The sequence below is a fragment of the Enterococcus sp. OL5 genome, assembly GCF_006491895.1.
In the GTDB taxonomy this organism is placed as follows: domain Bacteria; phylum Bacillota; class Bacilli; order Lactobacillales; family Enterococcaceae; genus Enterococcus_D; species Enterococcus_D innesii.
The window spans coordinates 15,725-39,712 of the sequence record NZ_VHIL01000011.1 but is presented as its reverse complement, the minus strand read 5'-3'; the positions used below and the strand labels follow the sequence as shown (position 1 = coordinate 39,712).

At 41.5% G+C, this 23,988-nt stretch carries 22 protein-coding genes, 1 tRNA gene and 2 pseudogenes; 12 read left to right on the top strand and 13 right to left on the bottom strand.

From position 1 onward, the window contains the following. Nucleotides 1-12: 12 nt before the first annotated feature. The 4 genes from FJU10_RS12840 to FJU10_RS12825 all read right to left on the bottom strand — a co-directional run bounded on the left by FJU10_RS12840 (nucleotide 13) and on the right by FJU10_RS12825 (nucleotide 5,411). Entirely contained in the window at nucleotides 13-1,605 is a 1,593-nt protein-coding gene (locus FJU10_RS12840) for an alpha-glucoside-specific PTS transporter subunit IIBC (RefSeq protein ID WP_005233553.1), read from the bottom strand. A 187-nt stretch (nucleotides 1,606-1,792) separates the two neighbouring features. Further along, nucleotides 1,793-2,464, bottom strand: coding sequence for a type 1 glutamine amidotransferase (locus FJU10_RS12835; protein ID WP_140966105.1), 672 nt, complete (start codon nucleotides 2,462-2,464; stop codon nucleotides 1,793-1,795). After that, nucleotides 2,457-3,806, bottom strand: a complete 1,350-nt coding sequence (locus FJU10_RS12830; RefSeq protein WP_077452305.1) for a Mur ligase family protein — start codon at nucleotides 3,804-3,806, stop codon at nucleotides 2,457-2,459. The genes FJU10_RS12835 and FJU10_RS12830 overlap by 8 nt, the downstream gene beginning before the upstream one ends. A gap of 198 nt (nucleotides 3,807-4,004) precedes the next feature. After that, nucleotides 4,005-5,411 carry a TrkH family potassium uptake protein gene (locus tag FJU10_RS12825; RefSeq protein ID WP_140966104.1) on the bottom strand — a complete coding sequence of 469 codons (1,407 nt, stop codon included), beginning with the start codon at nucleotides 5,409-5,411 and terminating at the stop codon, nucleotides 4,005-4,007. Nucleotides 5,412-5,803: 392 nt separating this feature from the next. Here FJU10_RS12825 and FJU10_RS12815 point away from each other — a divergent pair, with 392 nt between their 5' ends. Together FJU10_RS12815 and FJU10_RS12805 are read left to right on the top strand one after the other, a co-directional pair. Beyond that, nucleotides 5,804-6,622 (top strand): Cof-type HAD-IIB family hydrolase, encoded by an 819-nt coding sequence (locus FJU10_RS12815; protein ID WP_016612950.1) that lies wholly within the window; start codon nucleotides 5,804-5,806, stop codon nucleotides 6,620-6,622. 183 nt (nucleotides 6,623-6,805) lie between these two features. Beyond that, nucleotides 6,806-7,600: an HAD family hydrolase gene (locus FJU10_RS12805; RefSeq protein WP_345774313.1), complete on the top strand. Its 795-nt coding sequence runs from the start codon at nucleotides 6,806-6,808 to the stop codon at nucleotides 7,598-7,600. A gap of 152 nt (nucleotides 7,601-7,752) precedes the next feature. On the opposite strand, the gene FJU10_RS12800 is transcribed toward FJU10_RS12805, so the two are convergent. Both FJU10_RS12800 and msrA read right to left on the bottom strand, forming a co-directional pair. Then, complete coding sequence (locus FJU10_RS12800) at nucleotides 7,753-8,817, bottom strand: iron-containing alcohol dehydrogenase family protein (protein WP_016612946.1); 1,065 nt, start codon at nucleotides 8,815-8,817, stop codon at nucleotides 7,753-7,755. A gap of 162 nt (nucleotides 8,818-8,979) precedes the next feature. Beyond that, nucleotides 8,980-9,498, bottom strand: a complete 519-nt coding sequence (msrA, locus tag FJU10_RS12795) for a peptide-methionine (S)-S-oxide reductase MsrA (RefSeq protein WP_008379347.1) — start codon at nucleotides 9,496-9,498, stop codon at nucleotides 8,980-8,982. Between the two features lie 92 nt (nucleotides 9,499-9,590). Between msrA and FJU10_RS12790 the strand changes: the two genes are divergently transcribed. From FJU10_RS12790 to upp, 9 genes are all read left to right on the top strand, one after another. Next, nucleotides 9,591-10,112, top strand: coding sequence for an AAA family ATPase (locus FJU10_RS12790; RefSeq protein WP_008379349.1), 522 nt, complete (start codon nucleotides 9,591-9,593; stop codon nucleotides 10,110-10,112). Between the two features lie 2 nt (nucleotides 10,113-10,114). Continuing rightward, entirely contained in the window at nucleotides 10,115-10,540 is a 426-nt protein-coding gene (locus FJU10_RS12785; protein ID WP_081117796.1) for a GNAT family N-acetyltransferase, read from the top strand. 65 nt (nucleotides 10,541-10,605) lie between these two features. Continuing rightward, on the top strand, nucleotides 10,606-11,187 hold the full coding sequence (locus FJU10_RS12780) for a GNAT family N-acetyltransferase (RefSeq protein WP_140966103.1): 582 nt from the start codon (nucleotides 10,606-10,608) through the stop codon (nucleotides 11,185-11,187). Between the two features lie 136 nt (nucleotides 11,188-11,323). Next, nucleotides 11,324-11,908: a thymidine kinase gene (locus FJU10_RS12775; RefSeq protein ID WP_140966102.1), complete on the top strand. Its 585-nt coding sequence runs from the start codon at nucleotides 11,324-11,326 to the stop codon at nucleotides 11,906-11,908. Nucleotides 11,909-11,911: 3 nt separating this feature from the next. Next, complete coding sequence (gene prfA / locus FJU10_RS12770; RefSeq protein ID WP_005227884.1) at nucleotides 11,912-12,985, top strand: peptide chain release factor 1; 1,074 nt, start codon at nucleotides 11,912-11,914, stop codon at nucleotides 12,983-12,985. Then, nucleotides 12,978-13,835 carry a peptide chain release factor N(5)-glutamine methyltransferase gene (gene prmC / locus FJU10_RS12765; protein ID WP_140966101.1) on the top strand — a complete coding sequence of 286 codons (858 nt, stop codon included), beginning with the start codon at nucleotides 12,978-12,980 and terminating at the stop codon, nucleotides 13,833-13,835. Before prfA ends, prmC begins: the two co-directional genes overlap by 8 nt. A 176-nt stretch (nucleotides 13,836-14,011) precedes the next feature. Continuing rightward, a complete protein-coding gene (locus FJU10_RS12760) occupies nucleotides 14,012-15,040 on the top strand; it encodes an L-threonylcarbamoyladenylate synthase (protein WP_008379357.1) in 1,029 nt (342 codons plus the stop codon). A gap of 81 nt (nucleotides 15,041-15,121) precedes the next feature. Then, a complete protein-coding gene (glyA, locus tag FJU10_RS12755) occupies nucleotides 15,122-16,366 on the top strand; it encodes a serine hydroxymethyltransferase (protein WP_008379359.1) in 1,245 nt (414 codons plus the stop codon). 248 nt (nucleotides 16,367-16,614) lie between these two features. After that, entirely contained in the window at nucleotides 16,615-17,244 is a 630-nt protein-coding gene (upp, locus tag FJU10_RS12745; RefSeq protein WP_005227894.1) for a uracil phosphoribosyltransferase, read from the top strand. Nucleotides 17,245-17,421: 177 nt separating this feature from the next. Here upp and FJU10_RS12740 read toward each other — a convergent pair whose 3' ends face one another. Further along, entirely contained in the window at nucleotides 17,422-17,658 is a 237-nt protein-coding gene (locus FJU10_RS12740) for a hypothetical protein (protein WP_005227896.1), read from the bottom strand. A gap of 126 nt (nucleotides 17,659-17,784) precedes the next feature. Between FJU10_RS12740 and FJU10_RS12735 the strand changes: the two genes are divergently transcribed. Then, nucleotides 17,785-17,857 (top strand) — tRNA-Thr (locus tag FJU10_RS12735). A 70-nt stretch (nucleotides 17,858-17,927) separates the two neighbouring features. Here FJU10_RS12735 and FJU10_RS12730 read toward each other — a convergent pair. The 6 genes and pseudogenes from FJU10_RS12730 to FJU10_RS12710 form a co-directional block, all read right to left on the bottom strand. Beyond that, nucleotides 17,928-19,067 carry a tyrosine-type recombinase/integrase gene (locus tag FJU10_RS12730; RefSeq protein WP_140966100.1) on the bottom strand — a complete coding sequence of 380 codons (1,140 nt, stop codon included), beginning with the start codon at nucleotides 19,065-19,067 and terminating at the stop codon, nucleotides 17,928-17,930. 254 nt (nucleotides 19,068-19,321) lie between these two features. Further along, nucleotides 19,322-20,884, bottom strand: coding sequence for an SIR2 family protein (locus FJU10_RS12725; RefSeq protein WP_140966099.1), 1,563 nt, complete (start codon nucleotides 20,882-20,884; stop codon nucleotides 19,322-19,324). A gap of 269 nt (nucleotides 20,885-21,153) precedes the next feature. Continuing rightward, entirely contained in the window at nucleotides 21,154-22,110 is a 957-nt protein-coding gene (locus FJU10_RS12720) for an Abi family protein (RefSeq protein ID WP_140966098.1), read from the bottom strand. Between the two features lie 186 nt (nucleotides 22,111-22,296). Beyond that, nucleotides 22,297-22,551: pseudogene (locus FJU10_RS19425) on the bottom strand (DNA translocase FtsK); the annotation flags it as partial. A gap of 138 nt (nucleotides 22,552-22,689) precedes the next feature. Beyond that, nucleotides 22,690-23,019, bottom strand: a pseudogene (locus FJU10_RS19420) (restriction endonuclease); the annotation flags it as partial. Nucleotides 23,020-23,319: 300 nt separating this feature from the next. Then, on the bottom strand, nucleotides 23,320-23,979 hold the full coding sequence (locus FJU10_RS12710) for an ImmA/IrrE family metallo-endopeptidase (protein WP_223273064.1): 660 nt from the start codon (nucleotides 23,977-23,979) through the stop codon (nucleotides 23,320-23,322). Nucleotides 23,980-23,988 lie beyond the last annotated feature (9 nt).

The following is a 23,988-nucleotide window of genomic DNA, read 5'->3' as shown; positions in this document are numbered from 1 at the left end:
TTTGTTTCCTCCTTAGTCTGATACAGCTAATAATTTTTCGAATTGTTCTCTCACTTGTGGCACATCCAGGCCAACGATCACTTGGAAGGCGTTGCCGTTGCGAACGACACCATGGGCACCAGCGCCTTTAAAGATGTCATCTGGCAGCACTTGGTCTTGATCTTTGACGGTGATTCTTAGGCGAGTGGCACAATTAGTGACTTTATCGATATTGTCGCGACCGCCAAACCCTTCTAAGTAGACTGCGGCTTGTTCGGTGTAGCGATTGGCACCGGCAATCACTGGAGTTCCAGTGTTGGCTTGTTTTTCTTTGTAATCTTTTTTGGTGTATAGTTTGACTTCGCTATTGTTTTCTTCCCGTCCTGGTGTGGCTAACTTAAATTTGAGGATCAAGAAGCGGAAAACAAGGAAATAAAGCGCAGTAAAGGCTAACCCAATCACCAACTGCGTGAAGATCATACTGCGATGATTTTGAAATAGCGGAATCCAGACCTTCGCTAACAGATCGATCAAGCCGCCCCCCATATCTCCAACGACCCCGAAGGCAAACATCGTTGCCGCCATGGTCGCTGCTAAAACAGCGTGCACCGCAAAGAGGGGTGGTGAGATAAAGAGGAAGGTGAATTCCAATGGCTCAGTGATACCAGCTAAAACGGCAGTTAAAGTGGCAGGGATCAAAATCGCTAAGACTTTCTTTTTATTCTCAGGCTTGGCTGTGAAATAAAAAGCAGCAGCGATCCCCGGTGCAGCAAAGATCTTAGAATTGCCATGTAAAGCAAAGCCCCCTTCAGGGAAAAGCTCTTTCAATGGTCTGGTGGATTGGGCAAATTCTTGTAAATGTGCCATCCAGTATTTGGAGATTCCTTCTTCGACGACAGCAGGACCAAAAACAAAGGGGGTATACACGAAATGATGGAGACCTGTGGGGATCAATATTCGCTCTAAGAAAGTATAGAGCCAGACCCCAAAGACCCCAGCACTTGCTAGAAACCCTTGCATGGACCCAATGCCAGCTTGGACTTTCGGCCAAATCAATGCAATCAAGAAAGCGACTGGCAACATCAAAAAGAATCCAAGGATCACGACAAAGGAAGAGCCTTGGAAGATTCCGAGAAAATCAGGCAGCTTCGTATCGAAAAACTTGTTGTGAAGATAGACGACGATCGCCGAAATAAAAATTGCTCCGATAATACCAGTATCTAATGTTTTGATGCCGGCGATCATTTTTAAGCCACTCTCACCGCCGGGATCAGCTGCAAAGTTGACACCGAAGAAGTGACCAAAGTATTCGATCATGCCAGAAATAAAATAATTACAAGTAATATAGACGACAAAGGCTTCCATTGCCGCTCGCGCATTGGCTTTTTTTGCGAGACCGATCGGTAATCCAATAACAAATAGTAATTCCATTTGGTTGAAGACCGTCCATGCACCGTTTTCAATAATCGTCCAAATGTTGAACCAAGTAGAGCCTTCAGTGGCGATGCTCCCCACAAGCATCGGATTTTTAAAGATAATACACAGCGCGACCATGATCCCCGAAAATGAAAACAAGAGGACCGGGGTAAACATCGCACCGCCAAACCGCTGAACTTTTTCCATCATAATTTCTTAACATCTCCTTTCAATTTTTACTACAACCTCAGTATAGAAAAGAAAGATAGCGGTTACAATAAAGCGAGGCGGCATAGGAACGTAGAAGCAAACAAAGAGAAAAGGTAGCAACTGCGGGGAAATTTCCCATAAAAAAACAAACCTGCGAAAAACAGGTTTGTTTGCTAAGTACGTGTATTTAAATTTCGACGTTGCCATAACGATTGGTAAGGGCGGTGCGGATCAAGCGCTCTGCCAAATGCTCATTTCTTGCGAGAAGCGGTCCGTGGAAGTAAGAGCCGAACACATTGCGGTAAACCACGCCTTCGGTTTGGTCTTCGCCATTGTTTCCTTGTCCTTGGATGACTTTCCCCAATGGTTTTTCCCCTTTACCTAAGAAAGTACGGCCATTATGGTTTTCAAAGCCATAATAGGTCTCATCGAATTCTTCATTGTGGATCACGATGTCACCGATGAACCGGTTGTTTTCTTGGCTTAAGGTGTAATGATCCAAGGCACCGATCCCCTTGATTTTCTCGCCGTTGGCACCGATGTAGTAATGACCCAGCAATTGATAGCCGCCGCAAATTGCCAGCATCACGCCATCATTTTCGATATAGCTGGCCAGGGCTTCTTTTTTTGATTGGATATCTTGTGAAACGATCACTTGTTCAAAATCTTGTCCGCCACCGAAGAAGACGAGATCATATTTTTCAGGATCGAAGGGCTCGTGAATGCTGACGACTTCTGCGTTGAAGGTCACGCCTAGTTTTTCGGCCACGTAGCGCAACATCAAGAGATTGCCGTTGTCGCCGTAAGTATTCAAAAGATTTCCATACAAGTGGGCAACATTCAGTTGATACTTAGTCACGACTCATTCCTCCTTTGATATAGCCTTTTTCCGCAAGCTTTTTGCGTAGCTGCAGGACTGCAGTGTAAGTCGCTAAAATATAGACTTTTTCTGTTGGTAAGTCTGCAATTTGCTTGATGACGTCATCAAGTTCAGGGGTTTCAATGATTTTCTCTTCAGGGATCCCCGCAACTTTTAACCGCAACGCCATATCTTTGTGACGATCACCACCAGCGATCACTTGAGGAATCCCCATATCGGCAAACGCTTCATGGTCGCCATCCCAAATCCAGCTGACGTCGATCCCATCTGCGTAGTTGGCATTCAACAAGCTGACTAGTGAGAAAGGATAGGGCGACAGGCCGATCATATCGATGACTTGGTTCAAACCAACAGGGTTTTTAACTAAAACTAACGTACATTCTTTGTCCCCGATGCGGATCACTTCTTGGCGGCCAAAGACTTTTTCGTCATAGGCCAAACCAGCTTTGATTTTTGCAGGTGCTACGCCATAATATTCCGCAACCGCAGTTGCCGCCAGCGCATTGTAGACATTGTACATCCCACCAACTTCGATGCGATAGTCATTGCCATCGATCACAAAATCAGCAGAGGTGTTGTCCATTGCGGTCATTTCCGTCAGTTTATAATCCAATTCTGGTCGATGGAAGCCGCAATTTGGGCAGTAGTATTTCCCAAGATTGGCATAGGTGATCATCTTATAATGCAAAATGTGATGACACTCAGGACACAACACGCCATCCGTATTGTAATGGGCCATCTGCTCTTCATCTGGCAAATGATCAAATCCATAGTATTTCCGCGGATTGACAGTTGCCACCGAATTGAACAGTGGCGAATCCCCATTGCAGAGGATCGTTGCTTCCGGTGAGTTTGCCGCACCTTCAACGATCATTTTATAGGTCGTATAGATCTCGCCATAACGGTCCATTTGATCGCGGAAAATATTGGTGAAAACGAACAATTCCGGTTTGATGTACTTCGTTACTTTGCTGAGACTGGCTTCATCGATTTCTAAAACCGCAAATTTTTTGCCTTTTTTAGGGCGTGCCGATAGAAAGGTTGAAACGATCCCTTGGACCATATTGGCGCCGGTGGGGTTCGTTAATACTTCATCAAATTCTTGGCGCAAAATATTGACAGTCAAGGCAGTCGTCAATGTTTTGCCGTTGGTGCCTGTGATCACGACGACTTGGTAATCTTTCGCCAAATGATCTAATATATGTGGATCAACTTTTAATGCTAATTTACCAGGCAGGCTTGAGCCACCTTTGAAAAAGTTCTTTAATACCCATTGAGAGGTCTTACCGACTGAAACAGCCAGATGACTTCGTATTCCCATAATGTAACCCTCCATTAGAGCGAATGCTTTCGTTGTGCAAATTCAATTTATCATACCATATACCAAGAAAAAGGTTAAATTGCTTTTGCGATTCTTTAAATTTCTACAAAGACCATGTTGATAAACGGCTCTTTCACTTGCGATGATCAACAAATTGAAAAGCAAAACAGCAAACCTTCTGCCAGGTTTGCTGCTGCTTTAACCGATAATGATTTTTTCCGTTGGGTACTCGTAGCCTAAGTCACGTGTTTCTTTTGGTACGAATAACATCAAGGTGTACAGCATGCCGACACGGCCGATAAACATCAAAAGAGCAATCACGAGTTTGCCGATGGTTGATAAATCGCCCGTGATTCCTAAAGAAAGCCCTGTGGTTCCAAAGGCCGAGGAAACTTCAACAATGATGGCGATCAAAGGGATATCCTCGATGGCGGTCAAGAATAAGACACAAAAGAAGCACATGCCCATCGAAAGCATGAAGACCACCACTGATTTACGGACGTCATCTTGATCGATCCGGCGACCGAAGATATTGATATTGTCCTCACTTTTCAAGAAGGCATAGAGGTACAGCCCAATGATGGCAATGGTCGTCGTCCGAATCCCCCCACCAACAGAGCTGGGACTACAACCAATAAACATCAGCAAGGAGAAAACGATCAACGTCGTGGTTTGGAAGTTGCCTAAGTCATGGATCTGCAGGCCAGCATTCCGCGTTGTCATGGAATAAAACATGCTGTTCATCCACATACCACTAAAGCTGTAATCTTTGAATAAATAATCTTTCTCAAGGAAAAAGATCGCTAATGTACCGCCGACAAAGAGGATCACGAAAGCCAAAACAGCAATTTTTGTGAATAAAGAAAAGCGAAACGGCAAGCGGCGGCGTTGTTTTTTCATTTTAAAAAGGACCCATTCCCGAAAGTCCATGATCACTGGAAATCCGATCCCCCCGATAAAAATCAAAATCATGATACACGTCAGGAAGAAATAATCATGGGAAAACGGCAAGATGGAATTGCCCGTCACATCAAACCCTGAGTTGGTCACAGCAGAGATCGCTTGATAAAACCCATAAAAGATCGCGTCACGCCAATTGTCATAATACCCGTAAAGATGAAAATAAACAGCGAAGATCGTACCTGCTACCAACTGACAAACTAAAATGATGGTAAACGTCGTTCGAATCATCCGAACGATCCCGCTAAGCTTTGGCTGGTTCATATCTGTCATGATCAATTGGCGCTGCTTTAAACTGATTTTGCGCCGTGAAACGATCGCAAAAAAGGTCGAGATCATCATGATCCCTAAACCACCAACTTGAAAGAGGACTTCCAATAAAATGACCCCGCGGTCGTTAAATACGTCATTGATCGGGAAGGTAGTCAACCCTGTGACACTGACCGTGCTGACCGCCATAAAGAACAGATCGATAAACGCGACATGAGAGCCCGGTTCCCGAAAGAAGGGAAGTGAAAAAAGCCCCAAAGAGACCACCATCATCACGATATAATAAAAAACAATCACTTGGATTGAAGATACATTCTGGGAAATAAACGTCTTGCTCCTGCGCTGCGTCAAGCGAGCAAAGCGGGTAAAGTTCATAACAAAAACCCCTCACTAATTAAACTATCCCCAGTATACCAAAGAACCAAGTAGATTTGAAAGAAAGCAGGATAGAATTTATGTGGGGCAGAAATTGCGCAAGGAAACGTTTCTGGAGTGATTCTTTTCATTCGGGCAAAGGAGCCGCCAATCAATCCTTGTGTTTGGCAGCGATGGTCTGCCTTTGAATGATCTTCAATCATTGTAAGGATTTTTGAAAAGGTAGGCACGATTGAATGGTGTAAAGCAGTAGTCTCTTTTTTTGAGAGGCACTATCCCTTCAATCGATTTTTTAGCAAGAAAAAGGATGCGGAAGTTGTATATACATGTTAAAATAATAATGTAAGAAAAACGCTTTCTTTAATAAAGAAAGCCAGAATGGAGAGAAGTAGATGAATGCCAACCCTTATGATATCAAGTTAGTAGCTGTCGATATGGATGGAACCTTTATGCGCACGGATTATACGTATGATGTTCCCCGCTTCAAGGCCGTGTTGGCCCGCATGAAAGCAGTCGGCTGTCAGTTTGTCGTTGCCAGCGGCAATCAGTATTACCAGTTGCGGGCTCAATTTCCCGGCTATGATCACGAGCTGAGTTTTGTTGCAGAAAACGGAGCACTTGTCAAAGACAAAGAAACAGTGCTTTTTGCAGCGGACATTCCCCGAGAAACGGTTTTCGCAACCTTAGATTTATGTAAAAAATACCCCGAAGTTAAAAATGTAATGTGTGGGCTCAATAGTGCTTATTGTGAACGGGGAACGGTCAGTGATGCTTTTTTTGAATTAACAAATAAGTATTACCACAAATTGCAATGGGTCGATGACTTTGCCCAAGTAGAGGACACGATCCTGAAATTTGCCCCAACCGTTCCTGTCGAAAAAACGGCCTATTATTCGGAACTATTTCAAAAAGAACTAGCTGGTTTGCTAGTGCCAACAGGCAGTGGGCATGGTTCCGTGGATCTGATCGTGCCTAACTGCCACAAAGCATCAGGATTGGCACGCTTGGTAGAGCGATGGGGGATCACTCCTGAGCAATGTGTCGCTTTTGGCGATGGCGGCAATGATTTGGAAATGTTAGCCTATTGCCAGAGAGGCTATGCGATGGACAATGCGCCAGAAAACGTCAAAGCCGTTGCCACCGCTGTCTGTCCCTCAAATGATGAGGATGGAGTATTAGTCACATTGGATCAGCTGTTCCCGATAGTCTAGGCGTTCTTTAAGATTCTTAAAAATAGGTAAGTATTCCGATCAATTTTCACGATTTCAGAAGAAAACGCTGGCAATTTATGAGAAGATAAAAGAAATAAAAGATAACAGCGACGATCCGCACGGAACAATAGAGAGAAAAGCGCATCAATTTTTTTGAAAATCGAGACGGAAATGGGGAAGATCATGAAGAACGTGAAAATTATTTTTTTTGATGTTGATGGCACACTGATCGACATGAGCAAAAAGCAAATCTCTAAAAGAATGTTAGCCACATTAAAAGCCTTGAAGAAGCAAGGGATCCTGTTGTGCATTGCGACTGGCAGAAGTCCCATCGCGTTGCCGCAATTTGAAGGCGTGACCTTCGATGCGTTTTTGACCTTTAACGGATCGTATTGTTTTAATCAAGCAGAGGGGATCCACCAAAACCCCATTCCTAAAAAAGATGTTCACCAAATCATAGAAAATGCGACGGCGCTCAAGCGTCCAGTAGCAATCGCAACGAAGGATCGTACCGTTGCCAATGGCAAAGATGCTGATTTAGTTGAGTATTTTTCCTTTGCTCACCAAGAAGTGATCGTGGCAGAAGATTTTGAAGAGTTGATCCAACAGCAAGACATTTTCCAAGTGATGTTAGGTTCAGGGAAAGAAGACTACGCCAAAGTGATGGCAAATACTACAGAGGCGAAAATCACCGCCTGGTGGGATCGGGCAGTCGATATTATTCCAGCCAGCAGCGGGAAAGGAAGCGGCATTGCCAAAATGCTGGCTTACTATGGCTTGGATAAATCCGAAGCCATTGCCTTTGGGGATGGCAACAATGATATTGAGATGCTGGAGGCAGTCGGCTGGGGTCTAGCAATGGCCAATGCTTCGGATGAGTTAAAAGCGATCGCCGACGAAGTGATTGGTCACGTAGCCGAGGAAGGCATTTATCAATACTGCTTAGAAAACGGGTTGCTGGGTGAAGCCGTGCAGTGATGGGCAATGCGTCAGTTGCTGTTGCCCGCTAAGAACATGCGCAGCCAGGATCGCTACTGCGTGTCAGTTTGATCAAATAAAAAAACTGTTTCCGAAATGCATTAGGGAAACAGTTTTTTATTGATATAAAGTTGTTTAGCAATTTGTACGGTTTACAGCGCCTCTACTGCTTCGATCGCCTGATAGACTTTTTCGGGTGTGATCGCAGGATCAATCAAAATAAAGGTTTCTTCTTCCTTGACAGCATAGGTCAGAACCGAGGCGAAGTAATCCCGATCAAGGCGTGTCACGTGGAGATCCTTCAGCTTCATCGGCAAGTGCAAAGCTTCGTAAAACGGCCGTAATTCTTCAATCACATCAAAATCATTGGTATAGGCAAGCTGGACCCAAATGCAGTAGGCGACTTTATTGCCGTGCAAGACACTATGGGTCTCATTCAAATAAGACAAGCCGTCATGCAGCGCATGCGCACCGGACGTGCGGCCAAACTCTACTGCAAAACCGCCAACTTCGCCTGCCAAAGCAATGATCGCGTCGGTGATGCGGGCAAAGGCGGGTGTCAGCTGCCCAGCTTCTAGGTCTTTGACAGCTTGGATCGCATCGGCAATCAGCAAGTTTTTGATCAAAAGAGCGCTTTGGAAACCTAGCCGTACTAAGGCAGTCTTGTCGTCTTCTGCCATGTTGCGGACGATGGCTTCCATTTCATAATATTTGGCTAAGGTATCAGCGATCCCTGCGATAAAGTAATCAACAGGTGTGGCTAGTAAAAAACGGGTGTCGACGATCGTCATGTAGGCACCTTTTTTGGCATAGTCGATTTTACAAATCGTATGATCGGGGTAATAGGCGACGATCACCGGGGTAAAGGGCGCACAGTTGGAAACCAATGTAGGGATCACGATCAGCTCTGCGCCAAGGGTTTGGGCGGTGATTTTTGCTGTATCAGCGACCTTGCCGCCGCCGATTGCCACCACGGCATCTGCTTGCTGGATCGCTTCAGCTAAGGTTTGCGCATTTTCATAACTCGATGATCCATCGTAGCGGTAGATCGGGTAGTCAAATGAATGAGGGTAATAGTTCGAAAACACATCGAATGACTGCTCCCCAGTAATTACTGCTACCTCTTGGAACTCTCGTAAATACTCCGGCAAATCAATTAAGACCCCATCGCCCGTAATATAACGGTTTGGACCTGGACGGACTTCATTAGCTAACATCAAACAAACACTCCTTTATAATCGTCAGAATTTTCTAATCAGTGTAGCGCGAAAATGCCCTGACTGTCAATTTCCTTTTTGGGAAAAAACAGAAAACAGCCGATCTGCTGACGAGGCAGATCGGCTGTTAGTGATGAATTGTAAGGAACGTTCCCCAAAATGTTAAGCCCAGTTTTGGCGAATAAAGCCGGCTCGACCGGAGCCTTCGCTATAAGCATTGTAATGGGCTGCATTTTTTTTGTAAAAATCTTGATGATAATCTTCTGCAGGATAAAAAGGTTCTGCTGGTTCGATCTTCGTTACGATCGGACGGTCAAAGCGGCCGCTAGCTTGCAACTGCGCCTTTGATTTTTCCGCAATCGCTTTTTGTTCTTCACTATTGTAAAAAATCACTGGACGATAGGAATCACCACGGTCGGCAAACTGACCAAACGCATCCGTGGGGTCTGTCTGCTGCCAATAGATGGCAACTAATTCTTCATAAGAGATGACTTCAGGATCAAAGGTGATTTCAACTGCTTCGGTGTGACCGGTGGTACCTGTCGTTACTTGTTGGTAGGTTGGGTTAGGGACATGGCCGCCAGTAAAGCCCGAAACCACTTTGAGGATGCCTGGCTGTGAATCAAAAGGCTTCACCATGCACCAAAAACAACCACCAGCAAAAATTGCCGTATCATTCATAGGTATTCCTCCTTTGCTTCTATGGTATGCTTCTAGTAGAGAAAAACAAGAGATATGCTTAGATAACTTACTAACGAAGAAAGGAACCGCCCATGGAAAGCATGTTAATTTTACTACGGGGGAATTCTGGCAGCGGAAAAACCACTATTGCCAAAGCTGTTCAGCACGTTTTTGGGGAAGAGGCAGTGCTGATTTCACAAGATGTTTTTCGGCGAGAAATTTTTTGTGTCAAAGATACCCCTAATAATTTAGCCAGCGGTTTGATGAAAGAAGCTGTCCTATATGCGAAGGGGAAAGTGCCGATGATACTTGTTGAGGGGATTTATTCTCGTGAAAAATACCAAGACTTTCTCGACTTTCTAATGAAACTCTTTCCCCAAAAAAAGCTAGTTTATTATTTTGATCTTTCTTTCGAGGAAACGGTCAAAAGACATCAGACCCGAATGCAGCGAGACTATTTTTCCGAGGAAGCGATGCGTAAATGGTGGCTTGAGCGAGACTTGCTTTTCCCAAAAGGATCTTCAGAGGAAAGACTGATCAAAGAAGGCCTAACGATAGCAGAAACGGTCGATCAGATCATCGCAGATTATCAAGAAACAAGAAGGAGTGATTGAATATGGCGCGAATCATTGAACAAGGAACAGACCAAGAATTGGCTGCGTTAGAAACAGCATTAACAGCATACACAAAGCACCAAAAACCATTTACACAAACAGAGACCTATCAGAACTTTAGCAGTGTAATCAAAAAAGAGGGTGTGGTGATTGCTGGTGGCATTGCCTACGCCTCAATGTATCATATCGGCTATCTTGACACCCTGTGGGTCAAAGCATCCGAGCGGGGAAAAGGGTATGGCAAGCAGATCCTTACGGATCTTGAACAGCAGTTGAAAGCATTTGGCTGTGAAAACTGTCAGACGGCGACCTTTGATTTTCAAGCGCCAGATTTTTATCAGCGAATGGGTTATGACGAAATTGGGAGAATCGCCCATACGCAAAATCAGCTAACAGAAATTTTTCTAGTAAAGAAATTACATGATTGATTCCAAATTGATTCTCAAATAAACCTTTGAACAAGGAAAAAACCAATGAGAGAGAGGCACAACCAATGTTAGATAAATCAATTCCATATGCAGAAATCTGGATGAAGCGAGCGCACAAAAACACACCGATCCAGCCCCTTCAATCCGATAACTATTCGCTACGCAGCTACCAAGCAGGAGACGAAAGGCACTGGGCACGGATCGAAACATCCGTCGGAGAGTTTGACAATGAGGCCGAGGCATTGGCATATTTTGAAAGGGAATTTATGCCCGAGCAAGCACAGCTAGGACAGCGAATGTTTTTTGCCCTTGATCAATCAGGTACACCGGTCGGTACGGCTACCGCTTGGAAAAAAGCCAAGCAAGACGGCACACTGGTTCCACTAGTCCATTGGGTAGCAGTAATGCCGCAAGCCCAGCGTCAAGGGATCGCTCGCGGCTTGGTCACGCAAGTCGTTGCTGTCTTGGAGGCAGCCAACGAACCAATGTACCTTCATACGCAAACCTGGAGCCACGCAGCAATCAAGCTCTATCAGCAGCTTGGATTTGCGATCATTGCAACAGATATCAATGGGGCTGAAAATCCAGAATATCCACTGGCTTGTCAGGTATTGGCAGAAGTGGCCCAAAAAGCCAGAAACGAGTAAGAGATGCTGGCGGAAAAAAATCCGTTAACTTTTCGTAAAACTCTTGCGTAAAAGGCGGCATGTGTCGAATTTAAGTCTGTAAAAATTCTCCTTTTTCAAGTATAATACCAAAGGAGTATGAGGAAGGATGGGCGAGATGGCACAGCTTTTTTTTAAATATGGCGCAATGAATAGTGGGAAAACGATCGAGATACTGAAAGTTGCTCACAACTATGAAGAACAAGACAAACCAGTCGTGATCATGACAAGCGGATTGGACACGAGAAGTGGCGTGGGAAATGTTTCGAGTCGCATCGGCTTAGAACGAGACGCGATCCCGATTTTTGATGAAACGGATCTGTTCCATTTGATCAAAGACCTGGGTTATAAACCTTATTGTATTTTAATCGATGAAGCACAGTTCCTAAAGAAGCATCAGGTGCTGGCTTTCACCAAAATCGTGGACGAGTTAGGTATCCCTGTGATGGCCTTTGGTTTGAAAAATGATTTCCGCAATGAATTATTTGAAGGCTCAAAATACTTGCTGCTTTACGCAGATAAAATCGAAGAGATGAAAACCATCTGCTGGTTCTGTCATAAAAAAGCAACCATGAACTTGCACTATATCGACGGAAAACCCGTTTACGAGGGCGATCAAGTACAAATCGGCGGCAATGAAGCGTATTATCCAGTTTGCCGCAAGCATTACTTTCACCCGGGAATGAAAAAAGAAGGAGAATAATCAATGTACGATCAGTTACAAGCAATCGAAGACCGTTACGAAGAATTAGGCGAATTACTAAGTGATCCAGCCGTGATCTCTGACACCAAACGCTTCATGCAGCTTTCAAAAGAAGAAGCCAATACACGGGAAACGGTGGAAGTCTACCGCCGTTACAAAGAAGTCGTTGAAGGAATCAAGGATACCGAAGAAATGCTTGGGGAAAACCTTGATGCGGAAATGGCGGAGATGGCCAAAGAAGAACTCTCTGACTTGAAAAAAGAAAAAGATGTTTTAGAAGAACGCATCAAAATCTTGTTATTGCCAAAAGATCCGAATGATGACAAAAACATCATCATGGAGATCCGTGGTGCAGCAGGCGGCGATGAAGCAGCCTTATTTGCTGGCGATCTTTTCAATATGTATCAAAAATATGCGGAAAATCAAGGCTGGAAAGTCGAAGTCATGGATGCCAACGTCACTGGGATCGGCGGCTACAAAGAAGTCATCATGATGATCACTGGCGACAACGTCTTTTCAAAATTGAAATATGAGAGCGGCGCCCACCGAGTACAAAGGGTACCGTCTACCGAATCACAAGGCCGAATCCATACGTCTACGGCAACGGTCGTGGTTATGCCTGAAGCAGAAGAAGTCGAAATCGATATCGCAGACAAAGATATTCGGACCGATATTTACCATGCCTCTGGTGCCGGTGGTCAGCACGTCAACAAAACAGCTTCTGCTGTTCGTTTGACGCACTTGCCAACAGGGATCGCTGTTGCGATGCAAGATGAGCGTTCACAGCTGAAAAACCGTGAGAAAGCGATGAAAGTCTTGCGGGCACGGGTCTATGACCAAATGCAGCAAGAAGCACAAAGCGAATACGATGCAAACCGTAAATCAGCAGTGGGTACCGGCGATCGTTCTGAACGGATTCGGACCTATAACTTCCCACAAAACCGCGTAACAGATCATCGTATCGGGTTGACTATTCAAAAATTGGATCAAATTTTAGCTGGAAAACTCGATGAAATTGTTGATGCACTGATCGTTTACGATCAAACATCAAAATTAGATGAGATGCAAAATGGCTAAAACCTATCGAGAAGTCCTTTCACGGGCTTCTTCTTTTTTAGAAACGAAAGGACTGGACGGGTATGCGATCCAATACCTGTTTTTACAGCGAAAAAACTGGCAACAACTCGATTGGCTGCTGCAGATGGACCAACCCATCCTAAAGGAAGATGAGGCACAGATCGCAGCAGATCTTGAACAGTTGCTACAGCATGAACCCCCGCAATATTTACTGGGGTATGAAGAATTTTATGGGCATCGCTTAAAAGTGACTCCTGCAACCTTGATCCCGCGTCCAGAAACCGAAGAGCTGGTGGAAAAGTGTTTGGCAAAATTACCAGCAGATCAGCCACTACGAGTCGTAGACATCGGCACAGGTACTGGAGCGATCGCCATTGCCTTAAAATTGGCACGTCCCCAGTGGGCCGTAAGTGCCGTGGATCTTTCAGCAGAGGCATTAGCCGTTGCTAAAGAAAATGCGACAGCCTTAGGCGCAGAGATCCGCTTTTTCCAAGGAGATACTTTAGAACCTGTGGCAGATCAGCAATGGGATCTGATCGTTTCCAACCCGCCGTATATCAGTGCTGAAGAGTGGCCGCTGATGGATATCAGCGTACGGGAAAAAGAGCCTAAAATGGCGCTTTTTGCTCAAGAACAAGGGTTAGCGATCTATAAGCAATTAGCACAGCAAGCACCGAAGTGTTTGGCACCAAGTGGGCAAATGGCGCTGGAAATCGGCTTCCAGCAAGGACAAGCTGTTCAACAGCTTTTTGCAGCCGCTTTTCCCAACAAAGAAGTTACCGTAGTAAAAGATCTTGCGGGTCAAGATCGGATGGTGTTTGTCAGTCATCCACAAGATGTGGATAAATAAATTTTTTTTGCTACAGAAAAAGTGCAAAAACCTTATGAAATGAACAATTTGGGAATAAATGGAGTTATAAACAAGGTTATCCACACTTGACAAACGACTTATCCACAAAATGTGGATAAGAAACGAGAAAATGTTGATAAGTGTGGAAACTTCTCAAAAAAGGATGTGGATAAATTGTGGAAACAAAAATTTTTGATCAATCAAAGTTAAACGAAGCAGCAGCTATCTTAGCTGAGGGGGGATTAGTGGCGTTCCCGACGGAAACTGTCTATGGACTAGGGGCTAGCGCGCTTTTGCCAAAGGCTGTTGCGCAAGTGTATCAAGTCAAAGGACGACCTAGTGACAACCCTTTGATCGTTCATATTGCCGAGCCAGAGCAGTTGGAACCGTTTGTGGATAACAAGCATCCTTTTGCTGATAAATTGATGGAAACTTTCTGGCCTGGGCCCCTAACCTTGATCTTTTCGATCAAAAAAGACAGCTTACCTAGCATCGTTACTGGCGGCTTATCCACAGCGGCGTTTCGGATGCCCAACAACACCAAGACGTTAGCGTTGATCAAACAAGCCCAACAGCCATTGGTTGGTCCTAGCGCAAATACATCTGGTAAACCAAGCCCAACATCAGCTGCGCATGTTCAGCATGATCTGGCAGGCAAAATCGCTGGCATCTTGGACGATGGGGTGACACAGATCGGTGTCGAATCAACGGTCTTAGATTTGAGTGACCCAACGGCACCGCCGATCATCTTACGCCCTGGTGCAATCTCTAAAGAACAGCTTGAAGCAGTCTTACAAACAAAAGTCCTCGTCGATCAGCATTTAGTAACAGAAAGTGAAGCACCCAAAGCGCCAGGCATGAAATACAAGCACTATGCACCGAATACCAACGTCATGATGGTCAATGACCAAGATTGGTCGGCAGCCATGGCTTGGGCGAGAGAACAGCAGCTTAAGGTAGGTGTTTTAGCTGGACCGACGATCGCCGAGCAGGTCCGCTTCGAAGCTGCAGCCATCTATTTATTTTTTGATGACAGTGTGGAAGCTGCGACAAAAGGGCTGTTTGCGGGGTTACGGGCGTTAGATGAATCGATTGCTGAGCTAGATGTCTTATTCGCACCCACGTTTCCAGAAAGCGGCTTAGGGGCTGCTTATATGAATCGGTTGAAAAAAGCTGCAAATCAAAGTTTCTTTCAAGAAAATTAGCAAAAAACCAGAATTCATTATAGGTAGCTTATGAAGAAATGTGATACAATGCTACCATTAAGGTAAAGGGGTGTTGTAAGCATGGATTATCAAACGTTTGATCCCGAATTGTGGCAAGCGATCGAAAAAGAAACGAATCGTCAACAAAACAATTTGGAATTGATTGCGTCTGAAAATATCGTTTCAGAAGGTGTAATGGCTGCGCAAGGTAGTATTTTGACAAATAAATACGCTGAAGGTTATCCAGGTCGTCGTTACTATGGCGGCTGTGAATTTGTTGATGTGGTAGAAAACTTAGCAATTGAACGGGCGAAAAGTATTTTCGGTGCGGCATATGCCAATGTTCAACCGCATTCTGGTTCTCAAGCCAACACAGCAGCTTATTTAGCGTTGATCGAAACAGGCGATACAGTATTAGGGATGGATCTTTCCGCAGGCGGTCATTTGACCCATGGCTCACCAGTGAATTTCAGCGGCAAGACCTATAATTTTGTTAGTTATGGTGTTGATCCTGCAACAGAAGTCATTGACTACAATGTCGTTCGTATTTTGGCGCGCAAGCATCAACCGAAACTGATCGTTGCCGGTGCCAGTGCTTACTCACGTACAATCGATTTTGCGAAGTTCCGTGAAATCGCCGATGAAGTTGGCGCAAAATTGATGGTGGATATGGCGCATATCGCTGGTTTAGTAGCGGCTGGTCTTCATCCAAACCCAGTTCCTTATGCGGACATCACGACTTCTACGACCCATAAAACATTACGCGGCCCTCGAGGCGGCTTGATTTTAACAAATGATGAAGATTTAGCGAAAAAAATCAATAGTGCCGTTTTCCCTGGTATTCAAGGCGGCCCATTAGAGCACGTGATTGCAGCGAAAGCTGTTGCTTTTAAAGAAGCACAAGATGCGTCGTTCAAAGAGTACTCTGAACAAGTCATTCGCAATGCGCAAGCAATGGCGAAAGTCTTCAACCAAGCACCACAAGCTCGCTTGGTCTCTGGTGCAACAGACAATCACCTATTATTGATCGATGTGCGTGGCTTTGATTTGAACGGAAAAGAAGCAGAAGCATTGCTGGATCAAGTCAATATCACCGTCAATAAAAACTCGATTCCTTTCGAATCATTAAGTCCTTTCAAAACGAGTGGGATTCGCGTGGGGACACCAGCGATCACTAGTCGTGGCTTTAAAGAAGAAGATTGTGTCGAAGTGGCGAAATTGATCGTCAAAGTTTTAGAAAAACCAAATGATGAAGCCGTCTTGGCAGAAGTAGCGGCGCAAGTCAAAGAATTGACGGATAACTATCCACTTTACAAAAACAAATAAAATGGGACTGTGACAGAAGTTAAGGTCAGACAAGATGTCTCACGCGTTTTTCCTGCGCTCCAGCTCTTTGATCACCAAAAGTGAAAAAGGGGCTAGAATGAACGCAGAGGCGTGTTACATGCCGTCTTGTCTCCTTCCTTCTAACACAATCCTTTTTTTGAGGAAAAGCAGTATTGCCTGTGGCAGATGGTTGTAACAAGAGCCGATTTGCTTTAAAATAAGAGAAAAACCAAAGGAGATTTTTTTAAATGGGTAAATTTCAAGTAATCGATCACCCGCTGATCCAACACAAATTAACAATGATCCGCGACAAGAACTGTGGAACAAAGGTTTTCCGTGAAGTTGTTAATGAAATCGCAATGTTGATGGCGTATGAAGTGTCTCGCGACATGCCGCTTGAAGATCTAGTGATTGAAACACCAATTGAAGAATCAACACAAAAAACACTATCTGGTAAAAAGGTAGCGATCATTCCGATCCTGCGCGCAGGTCTAGGCATGGTTGATGGTATCCTTGAATTGATCCCAGCCGCAAAAGTTGGTCATATCGGGATGTACCGTGATGAAGAAACGCTAGAACCACACGAATACTTCGTAAAATTACCTGAAGATATCGATGAACGTCAATTATTTATCGTTGACCCAATGTTAGCTACGGGCGGTTCAGCGATCATGGCGATCGACGCACTGAAAAAACGCGGCGCTTCAAACATGAAATTCGTCTGCTTAGTTGCTGCACCAGAAGGCGTGAAAGCATTGCAAGATGCCCATCCAGATGTTGATATCTACACTGCAAATCTTGATGAACGCCTAAATGAACACGGCTATATCGTTCCTGGTTTGGGCGATGCCGGTGACCGTCTATTCGGTACAAAATAAATCAATACAAATAAGACAAAGGCAACTGCTTCAAGTTTTGCCTCGTCAATGATGCCATGGAAGAAGATCGACTGCCAAAACGGTTCGATCGGTTATCCATGGCTTTTTTAGCTTTTCATAAAATCAGACAATGAAAAAAGGAGAAAATCAACTGATTTTCTCCTTGCATTAAACGGGTTATAGTTTGGTTAATTGTTTGTAATTGATGATCAATACACCATTACTTTGCGAAACTAATTTCTGGTTTTCTGGGGTTTCGTTCAGCTCGACCACCGCAGAGTTTTTCAACTGCTTTGTGATGGTACCAGTTTGTTTCTTCCCATGGAACGTGAACATGACAGGAGTAGCGACCTCAAACGTTGAACCTTCTTGTGACGGGACAATTGTTGTTTCGAATTTACCAAATGTTGCCATGTAAAAACCTCCTTGATACTTCTATTATATCACAATTTTCGGAAAATTTCAGTAAGTAGATTTTTTTCAGCAGACCTCTTTACAAAACAACCGTTTTTGCATATAATTTTCTTTGTGCCATACAACGCCAGCTTAGCTCAGTTGGTAGAGCAACGCACTCGTAACGCGTAGGTCACAGGTTCGAATCCTGCAGCTGGCATTTAAATTAGCCCTAGAATCTTGTTTTATCAAGGTTCTAGGGCTTTTTTGTGCCAAGGATGTGCCAAACGCTATTTATCTTTATATAAATCATCAAATACTAGCTTTATTTTTTCGTCTTCTCGCTCTTCTAACTCTTTGATAGCATGACTGTAAGTCTCCATTGTAACAGCCAAATTTTTATGACCAAGGTGCTTCGATACTGCCATTATATTTATACCTTTGTAAATCAATACAGAGGCATGGGTATGCCTTAATCCATGAATAGTCAATGGTGTGTCAATTTTTAATTGGCGAAGTAATTCTTTCAATTTCTTGTTTACTGCATTATTCGAGATTAGACCTTCTTTTGCATTGTAGAAAACAAAATCAAACTTTGGATTGACACCTAAACCAGTAAAGAGCTGTTTCTGGGAGCTCTTAAAGTCTTTCATGATGCGGACAGTCTTTTTATCTATTGGGACCTTACGATTTGATTGCTCGTTCTTAGTCGGAGCAAATTCTTTAGTGTCCATATAATCCCATGTACGATTGACTGTGATAACACCATGGTCAAGATCAACACGATCCCATGTTAAGCCCAATAACTCGGCAAAGCGTAGTCCGGTTGCACCTGCAATAACCAACATAAATCTAGAAGCAAAACGTGAATCCAGCCTCTGGGAAGCTAGATTCATAAGTTCTTCAAACTCTTGATAATCTAGAAATTTGTCTTTTTCTTTTACTGAAGGGGCATGTCCTTTTATGACTGCCCTCTGGGTGAAATCATAGGGGATAACACCTTCGTCAACTGCATTTCTGAGGCTAGCTCTTATTTGAATGTTAAATCTCTCTACTGAAGCATCTGCGTGTTTTAGAGCAAAACTATTTAATTTTGCTTGATAAGATGTTCTCGTTAGACTTTTTAAAGTGTCGTTTGGAAAATACTTCTTGATATTCATCAAGGTGTTTTCATACTTTCTGAACGTGACATTGGATACTTTTCCTTTTTTATATACGTTCATCCATTGCTCGAAGTGATCAGATAATAAGACATCTTTAGTAGTTACTCGTAGCCCTTTGGTTAGTTTTGATTCAATATCTGCAGCGGCTGAAATAGCATCTATCTTTTTTGGAAAGCCACTTTTTCTAAGTTTCTTGTATTTTCCATCATCGTCTTTGTAAGAAATCTCATACTGCCATGAGTTACCTCGCTTTATATATCTAGCCATGATTGAATCGACTCACTTTCTTTGATACAATAGGCATAGAAAATAAACCCATTGTTTATTTCATTACACGCTCTAGCTTTGGTCGGTGGGGGCGTGTGCGTATTTCTATTTTTTTAGATATTGCTTTGAAAAATCGTTGATGTGAGTTATAATATTTATGAGTTAAGCATTAACTTCTTATATTCCGTTTGAGCCGACCTCTTGGTAGGTAACATCTTTCTGTTGATGTTATTGTTCCATGGTTTGCTCTTTTTTTATTTGTATTTTATGAAGTCGTAAATTCGAATTAATCTTCTGAGTTCTCCATTAGTGTTGAAATTATCTTTATCCAAAGTATTTCTTAAGTAATCCCCGAGTTCTTCGATGTTTTCTTTCCTGTAATGAACTAAGGAGAGGTTTTTCATTCTATCATTTCTAGGTCCTCTCAAAGCATCTTTGACTGTCATATCTTTAGGAGATTTCTTCTTTTCCAAATTGTATTTGTGAGATAAAAATTTACTGATATCATTAAATCTATCTATATTATTTTTAACAATTGGAGGTATTAATGACTCTTCAATTTGAGAAGTATATTTTCTGATAGGTAGATAGCCTGATGCTTTTAACAGTGCATAGGGTAAAGTCTCTTGAACAAATAATGTTGATTCGTAGTTACCGTCATTAAAAACAGTATCTCTAAAAATCTCGTTTGGAGTAATCAAACGATAACCATTCTTCGCTCTCTCCATCATCCCGAATCCATAATAAAATTCTATTTCAGATAACTCCTCTGAAGAAAGCTCTCTGTCTGGTAATGACAGCATCATCCGATTTTTGGGGTCGTTCGTCAGAACGATGTTATACATATCTTCTTTAACATAACGTAGCATTTTTATGGGATATTTGGCTTTATTTTGACCTAAAGTTTTATACAGAAGAGAATAATCATTAATTGCAATTTTTTTGATAGTTATTGAACGACCATTATCAAACGAAATAGTATAGGTTGAGTCGACATAAGTTTCTACCTCAGGGTCCCACACTATATAAAATAGTCGATCTTCAATTTCTTTCAATTGCTCTTGAGATAAACAAGCTTGGATATCATTTAGAATTTGTCGAATATCTTCATCACCAATAGAATATCCGATAAAAAAAATTGGGTGTTCGACAAATATTGTTAATAATTTTGCAGCAATATATTTATGTTTTTTTTCAATTAAATCATAATCTTTAGTATTAATTAAAATGGAATTCGGATCAGACATGCTTCCATGAATCTTATAAATTTCTCCTAAATCATATTTTGTATGGAATAATAACTCTTCTTGAGAAGAATAAACTTCATAGTCAAATAGATTTTCTTGCAAAGTATCGTAGTTAGTAGTAATTATACCTGCGATAGAGCTGGGTGTTATTTTTTTGAGAGCATCTATCTCATGATCTAATCCAGGAAGGAAGTTTTTGAAAGATTCTAAATAAGTAGCGATTTCGATTTTTATCGGAGGTGTACCTTTTTCTTCAATTAGATTCCAATACTTTTCTCTATTTACTTCGAACCTATCCTCGTCGTACCATACTTCATCCAGATCATCAGAAATAATATCACACAAGTAAGTCATGTAACTGTTGTATTCAGTTTCTATATTGAATTCTTTTGCAGCTTGCCTTTTTGCTTTTTGAAATCCAGTTTTATTTTGATAAGTTAAATATGCAATATATTCAAGAAGGGATAACCAAGTAGGAATATTTAAATATCTTCTTGAAAAGCCAGATCCAAGAAAAAGAAAGGGCATTGAATCAGCTTTACTTAAAAAAGGAGATAAAAATTTATCCATATAATAACTTCCTCTCAGTGCACATAGCACGTTTTTGTATTAATTTTTTTCGTTGCATAAATTCTCCATTGTATTAAGGAATGAAGTTTTAACTAGTGATTCAATATATGTTCTGCTATTTTGTGAGTGAACACATTTCCACCGATTGGGATTGGAAATTTAGAAAGGGCATTCTTGACTAAGACTCATCAACTCCATTTGGATGAATCTATTAAATTATATTCTAAATCGGAAATTAGCTATTACTTTGGTCGGTGGGGCGTGTTTTTTTAATTTTGCTTTAAAGATGGTGTTTTTCTATGCCAGTCTTTTGGGAAACCTAAGCTATTTAAAATAGTATTAACCTTGATAGTATTTAATCTATTGTCTAGCGTGATTATCCGTTTCCTTATAGTATTGTGCAATTGAGCATATTGAGTTTTGCTGAGAAAACACTGCAAGCTAATAAAAACATTGTAAACATCGTTTCTTTTTGAGTTTCTACTAATTCCATAAATAGAATGTAGATCAGGATAAAATTTAACATCAGCTTTGCACTTAGAATCTAGTAATTTGTTATTGTGAGCACAAATATTACGAACTTGTCTTATGTTTTCTGTAAAAGAAATCATTGTTTCTGGAGTAAATGGAGTAGTCATAGAAATGTTGTCTGATACGAAACTACAGCTATTCTTTGCTATATTATTTTGTACTGATACTGGTAAATTTTTTATCAATGCATTCATTTCACCAAAGTCAAGATAGTCTATAAGTACCCATATTGGAACATCGTTATGTTTTTTTACATGATGTTTTATAGAATTATTATTTTTACTATTCTTATTATTATTTATAATTTTAGTTAGTCTCGATATTAACCATCCAAGTTCTAATGTTTTTGAGTTATCATAACAATTAATATCGAGATATGCATATGGTTTATTATTATAAACTTCGGAAAATCGATAGGCTAAAATACTTTTAATATGGTTTTCTGCCTCAGTGATAGCACGGAAAAGAGTATACTTAATCTCTTTGTCAAAATAGTAAAGATGGGTTATTTCGTCAAAGGTAGCACCAGGTATATAAGTATTTTGACCATTCATGAAGTATTTACTATATCCATTAATTATGTTGTAGTAATTATTTGTAAGTAGGTATTGCTTGGCTCGTTTGTAATTAGGTACAATAAGTCCGCGGCTATTAAGAATTGCTATTTGACCATGTAAGTATTCAAAATTTTTCAACAAAAAAACCTCCATCCTAATAGAATGAAGGTTTTCGCGTTGGTCCCCGTGGAGATTCCAACACTGATCTCTTAAGTTCATTCTATAGGTTTCTATATCACAAATCAACTAATATACAAAAATATGTGTAAAAATTTTTTCTGTTTATTTCAGTTCACGCTCTCACTCTGATCGGTGGGATGTTTTTTATTTTATTAACCTTTTTCGTTGCAGTTTTAGTTCATCAAGAATAGATAGTGATTCCGCTTGCTGTTCAATCAAGACCCTCCGTGGCTTGCTGCCTTCAGAAGGACCGACAACCCCTTGAACTTCAAGTTCATCGACTAATTGTGCAGCCCGGTTATAGCTGATTCGAAACCTACGCTGTATGAGTGAAACGCTGGCGGTTTGCATTTCTACCACAATTTCTTTTGCTTCTTCAAAAAGCTCATCTAACGGTTTTGTATTGGTAGTAGATTGAGAATTGTTTGCAAAATTATTTGGTAATTCAGACTCTGTTACAGCTATATTTTCCTCTGAAAGAGTAACTAATATTGATCCAATTCTTTTATCAATTAAATTTTCTGAGATGATTTGTTCTAAGTTCATTCTATTCCAGAGTGTAACATTTGCTTTGAAGGCTAGTTCGGTTGCACTTGTTGTAAACGAACTGTTTGTTATGACAATTGCTTTATCTAAGTTGAAGAATTCTTTACCTGAAATAACTTCTTGAACAGCTTTGTTCCCAACTGATGAAGAGTATTTCTTGCATTGAATACCAAATTTCTCTCCATCTTTCTTTGCGAAAATATCTATGCCTTGATCACCACTACCCTTTGAAACTGAAACTTCCTCAAATCCGACTAAATGAAGAATTTTAGCAATTTCATTTTCAAATTCGAGGCCGGTAGATTGATCTAGAATCTCCATCTCATTTTTTATCAGTATTTTTTTAAGCTGCTTTTCTTCTTCAATTATAACTTTAATTTTTTTTAGCGAATTATCAATGGCAACTGAAATTTCAGATAACGATTCTTTTGCCTCACGCTCAAGAGTCGCTATTTCTTCTTCCAAAGAATGTTGATAGTTCACAAGTTCATTTATATATTTTTTGTGCTCAAAAAGCTCGTTTTCTTTAATTGTGTCATTCCCAATTGAGGTGCTGTTTAGTTGTCTCTTTTTAAATGGCCACATTCAAATACCTCCAATCATGTTTATTTTAAGATGTTTTTATTCGCTGATTTGTACAGTGTCCTGTCGGTTAAAGAATATTTTTTTGAATTGTGTTCCATCTGAATATCTATAATTGCTTACTAGACTAAAAGCATACTGAGGAGTGCAATTCTTAACGTAGACCAAGTGTTCTACTAATCTGTTTTGAAGAGCAGCTTTACTCAGATAGAAATAATTACAAACTGAACGATAGCATTTGAATTTATTAATTGCGTAGGCCAATGCTTCATCGTTAGCCATTAGAATACTAGCTGTAACGTTAGCCCGATATTCACGTGGTAGATCTTCAGGTAGATATCCCTCGTCTGTAACCATATCTGATAGTGACATACCATCTTCTAATGTTATCAAATCAAAGAAGTAATGAGCCACCTCATGCATAGTTGTGAACCATTTTCTTTCATACATAGTGTTCTTATTTATAGTGATAAGAACTTCCCCATATATCTTAGCTATTGATCCAATTATTAATTCTGTTAGATGCTCCTCAAATTCAATTTCTAAAAAATCAACATCTTCTATGTTTTGCATGTACTTCTTCACGTGCATACACTTTACTCTATAGATTGGCAAGTCAGTATAGAAACTAACTTCATTTGCTAAATTATTTGCAAATTCTGATGCCTCAAAGTAAATATCTTCATCAACATAATACACTGCCCATCA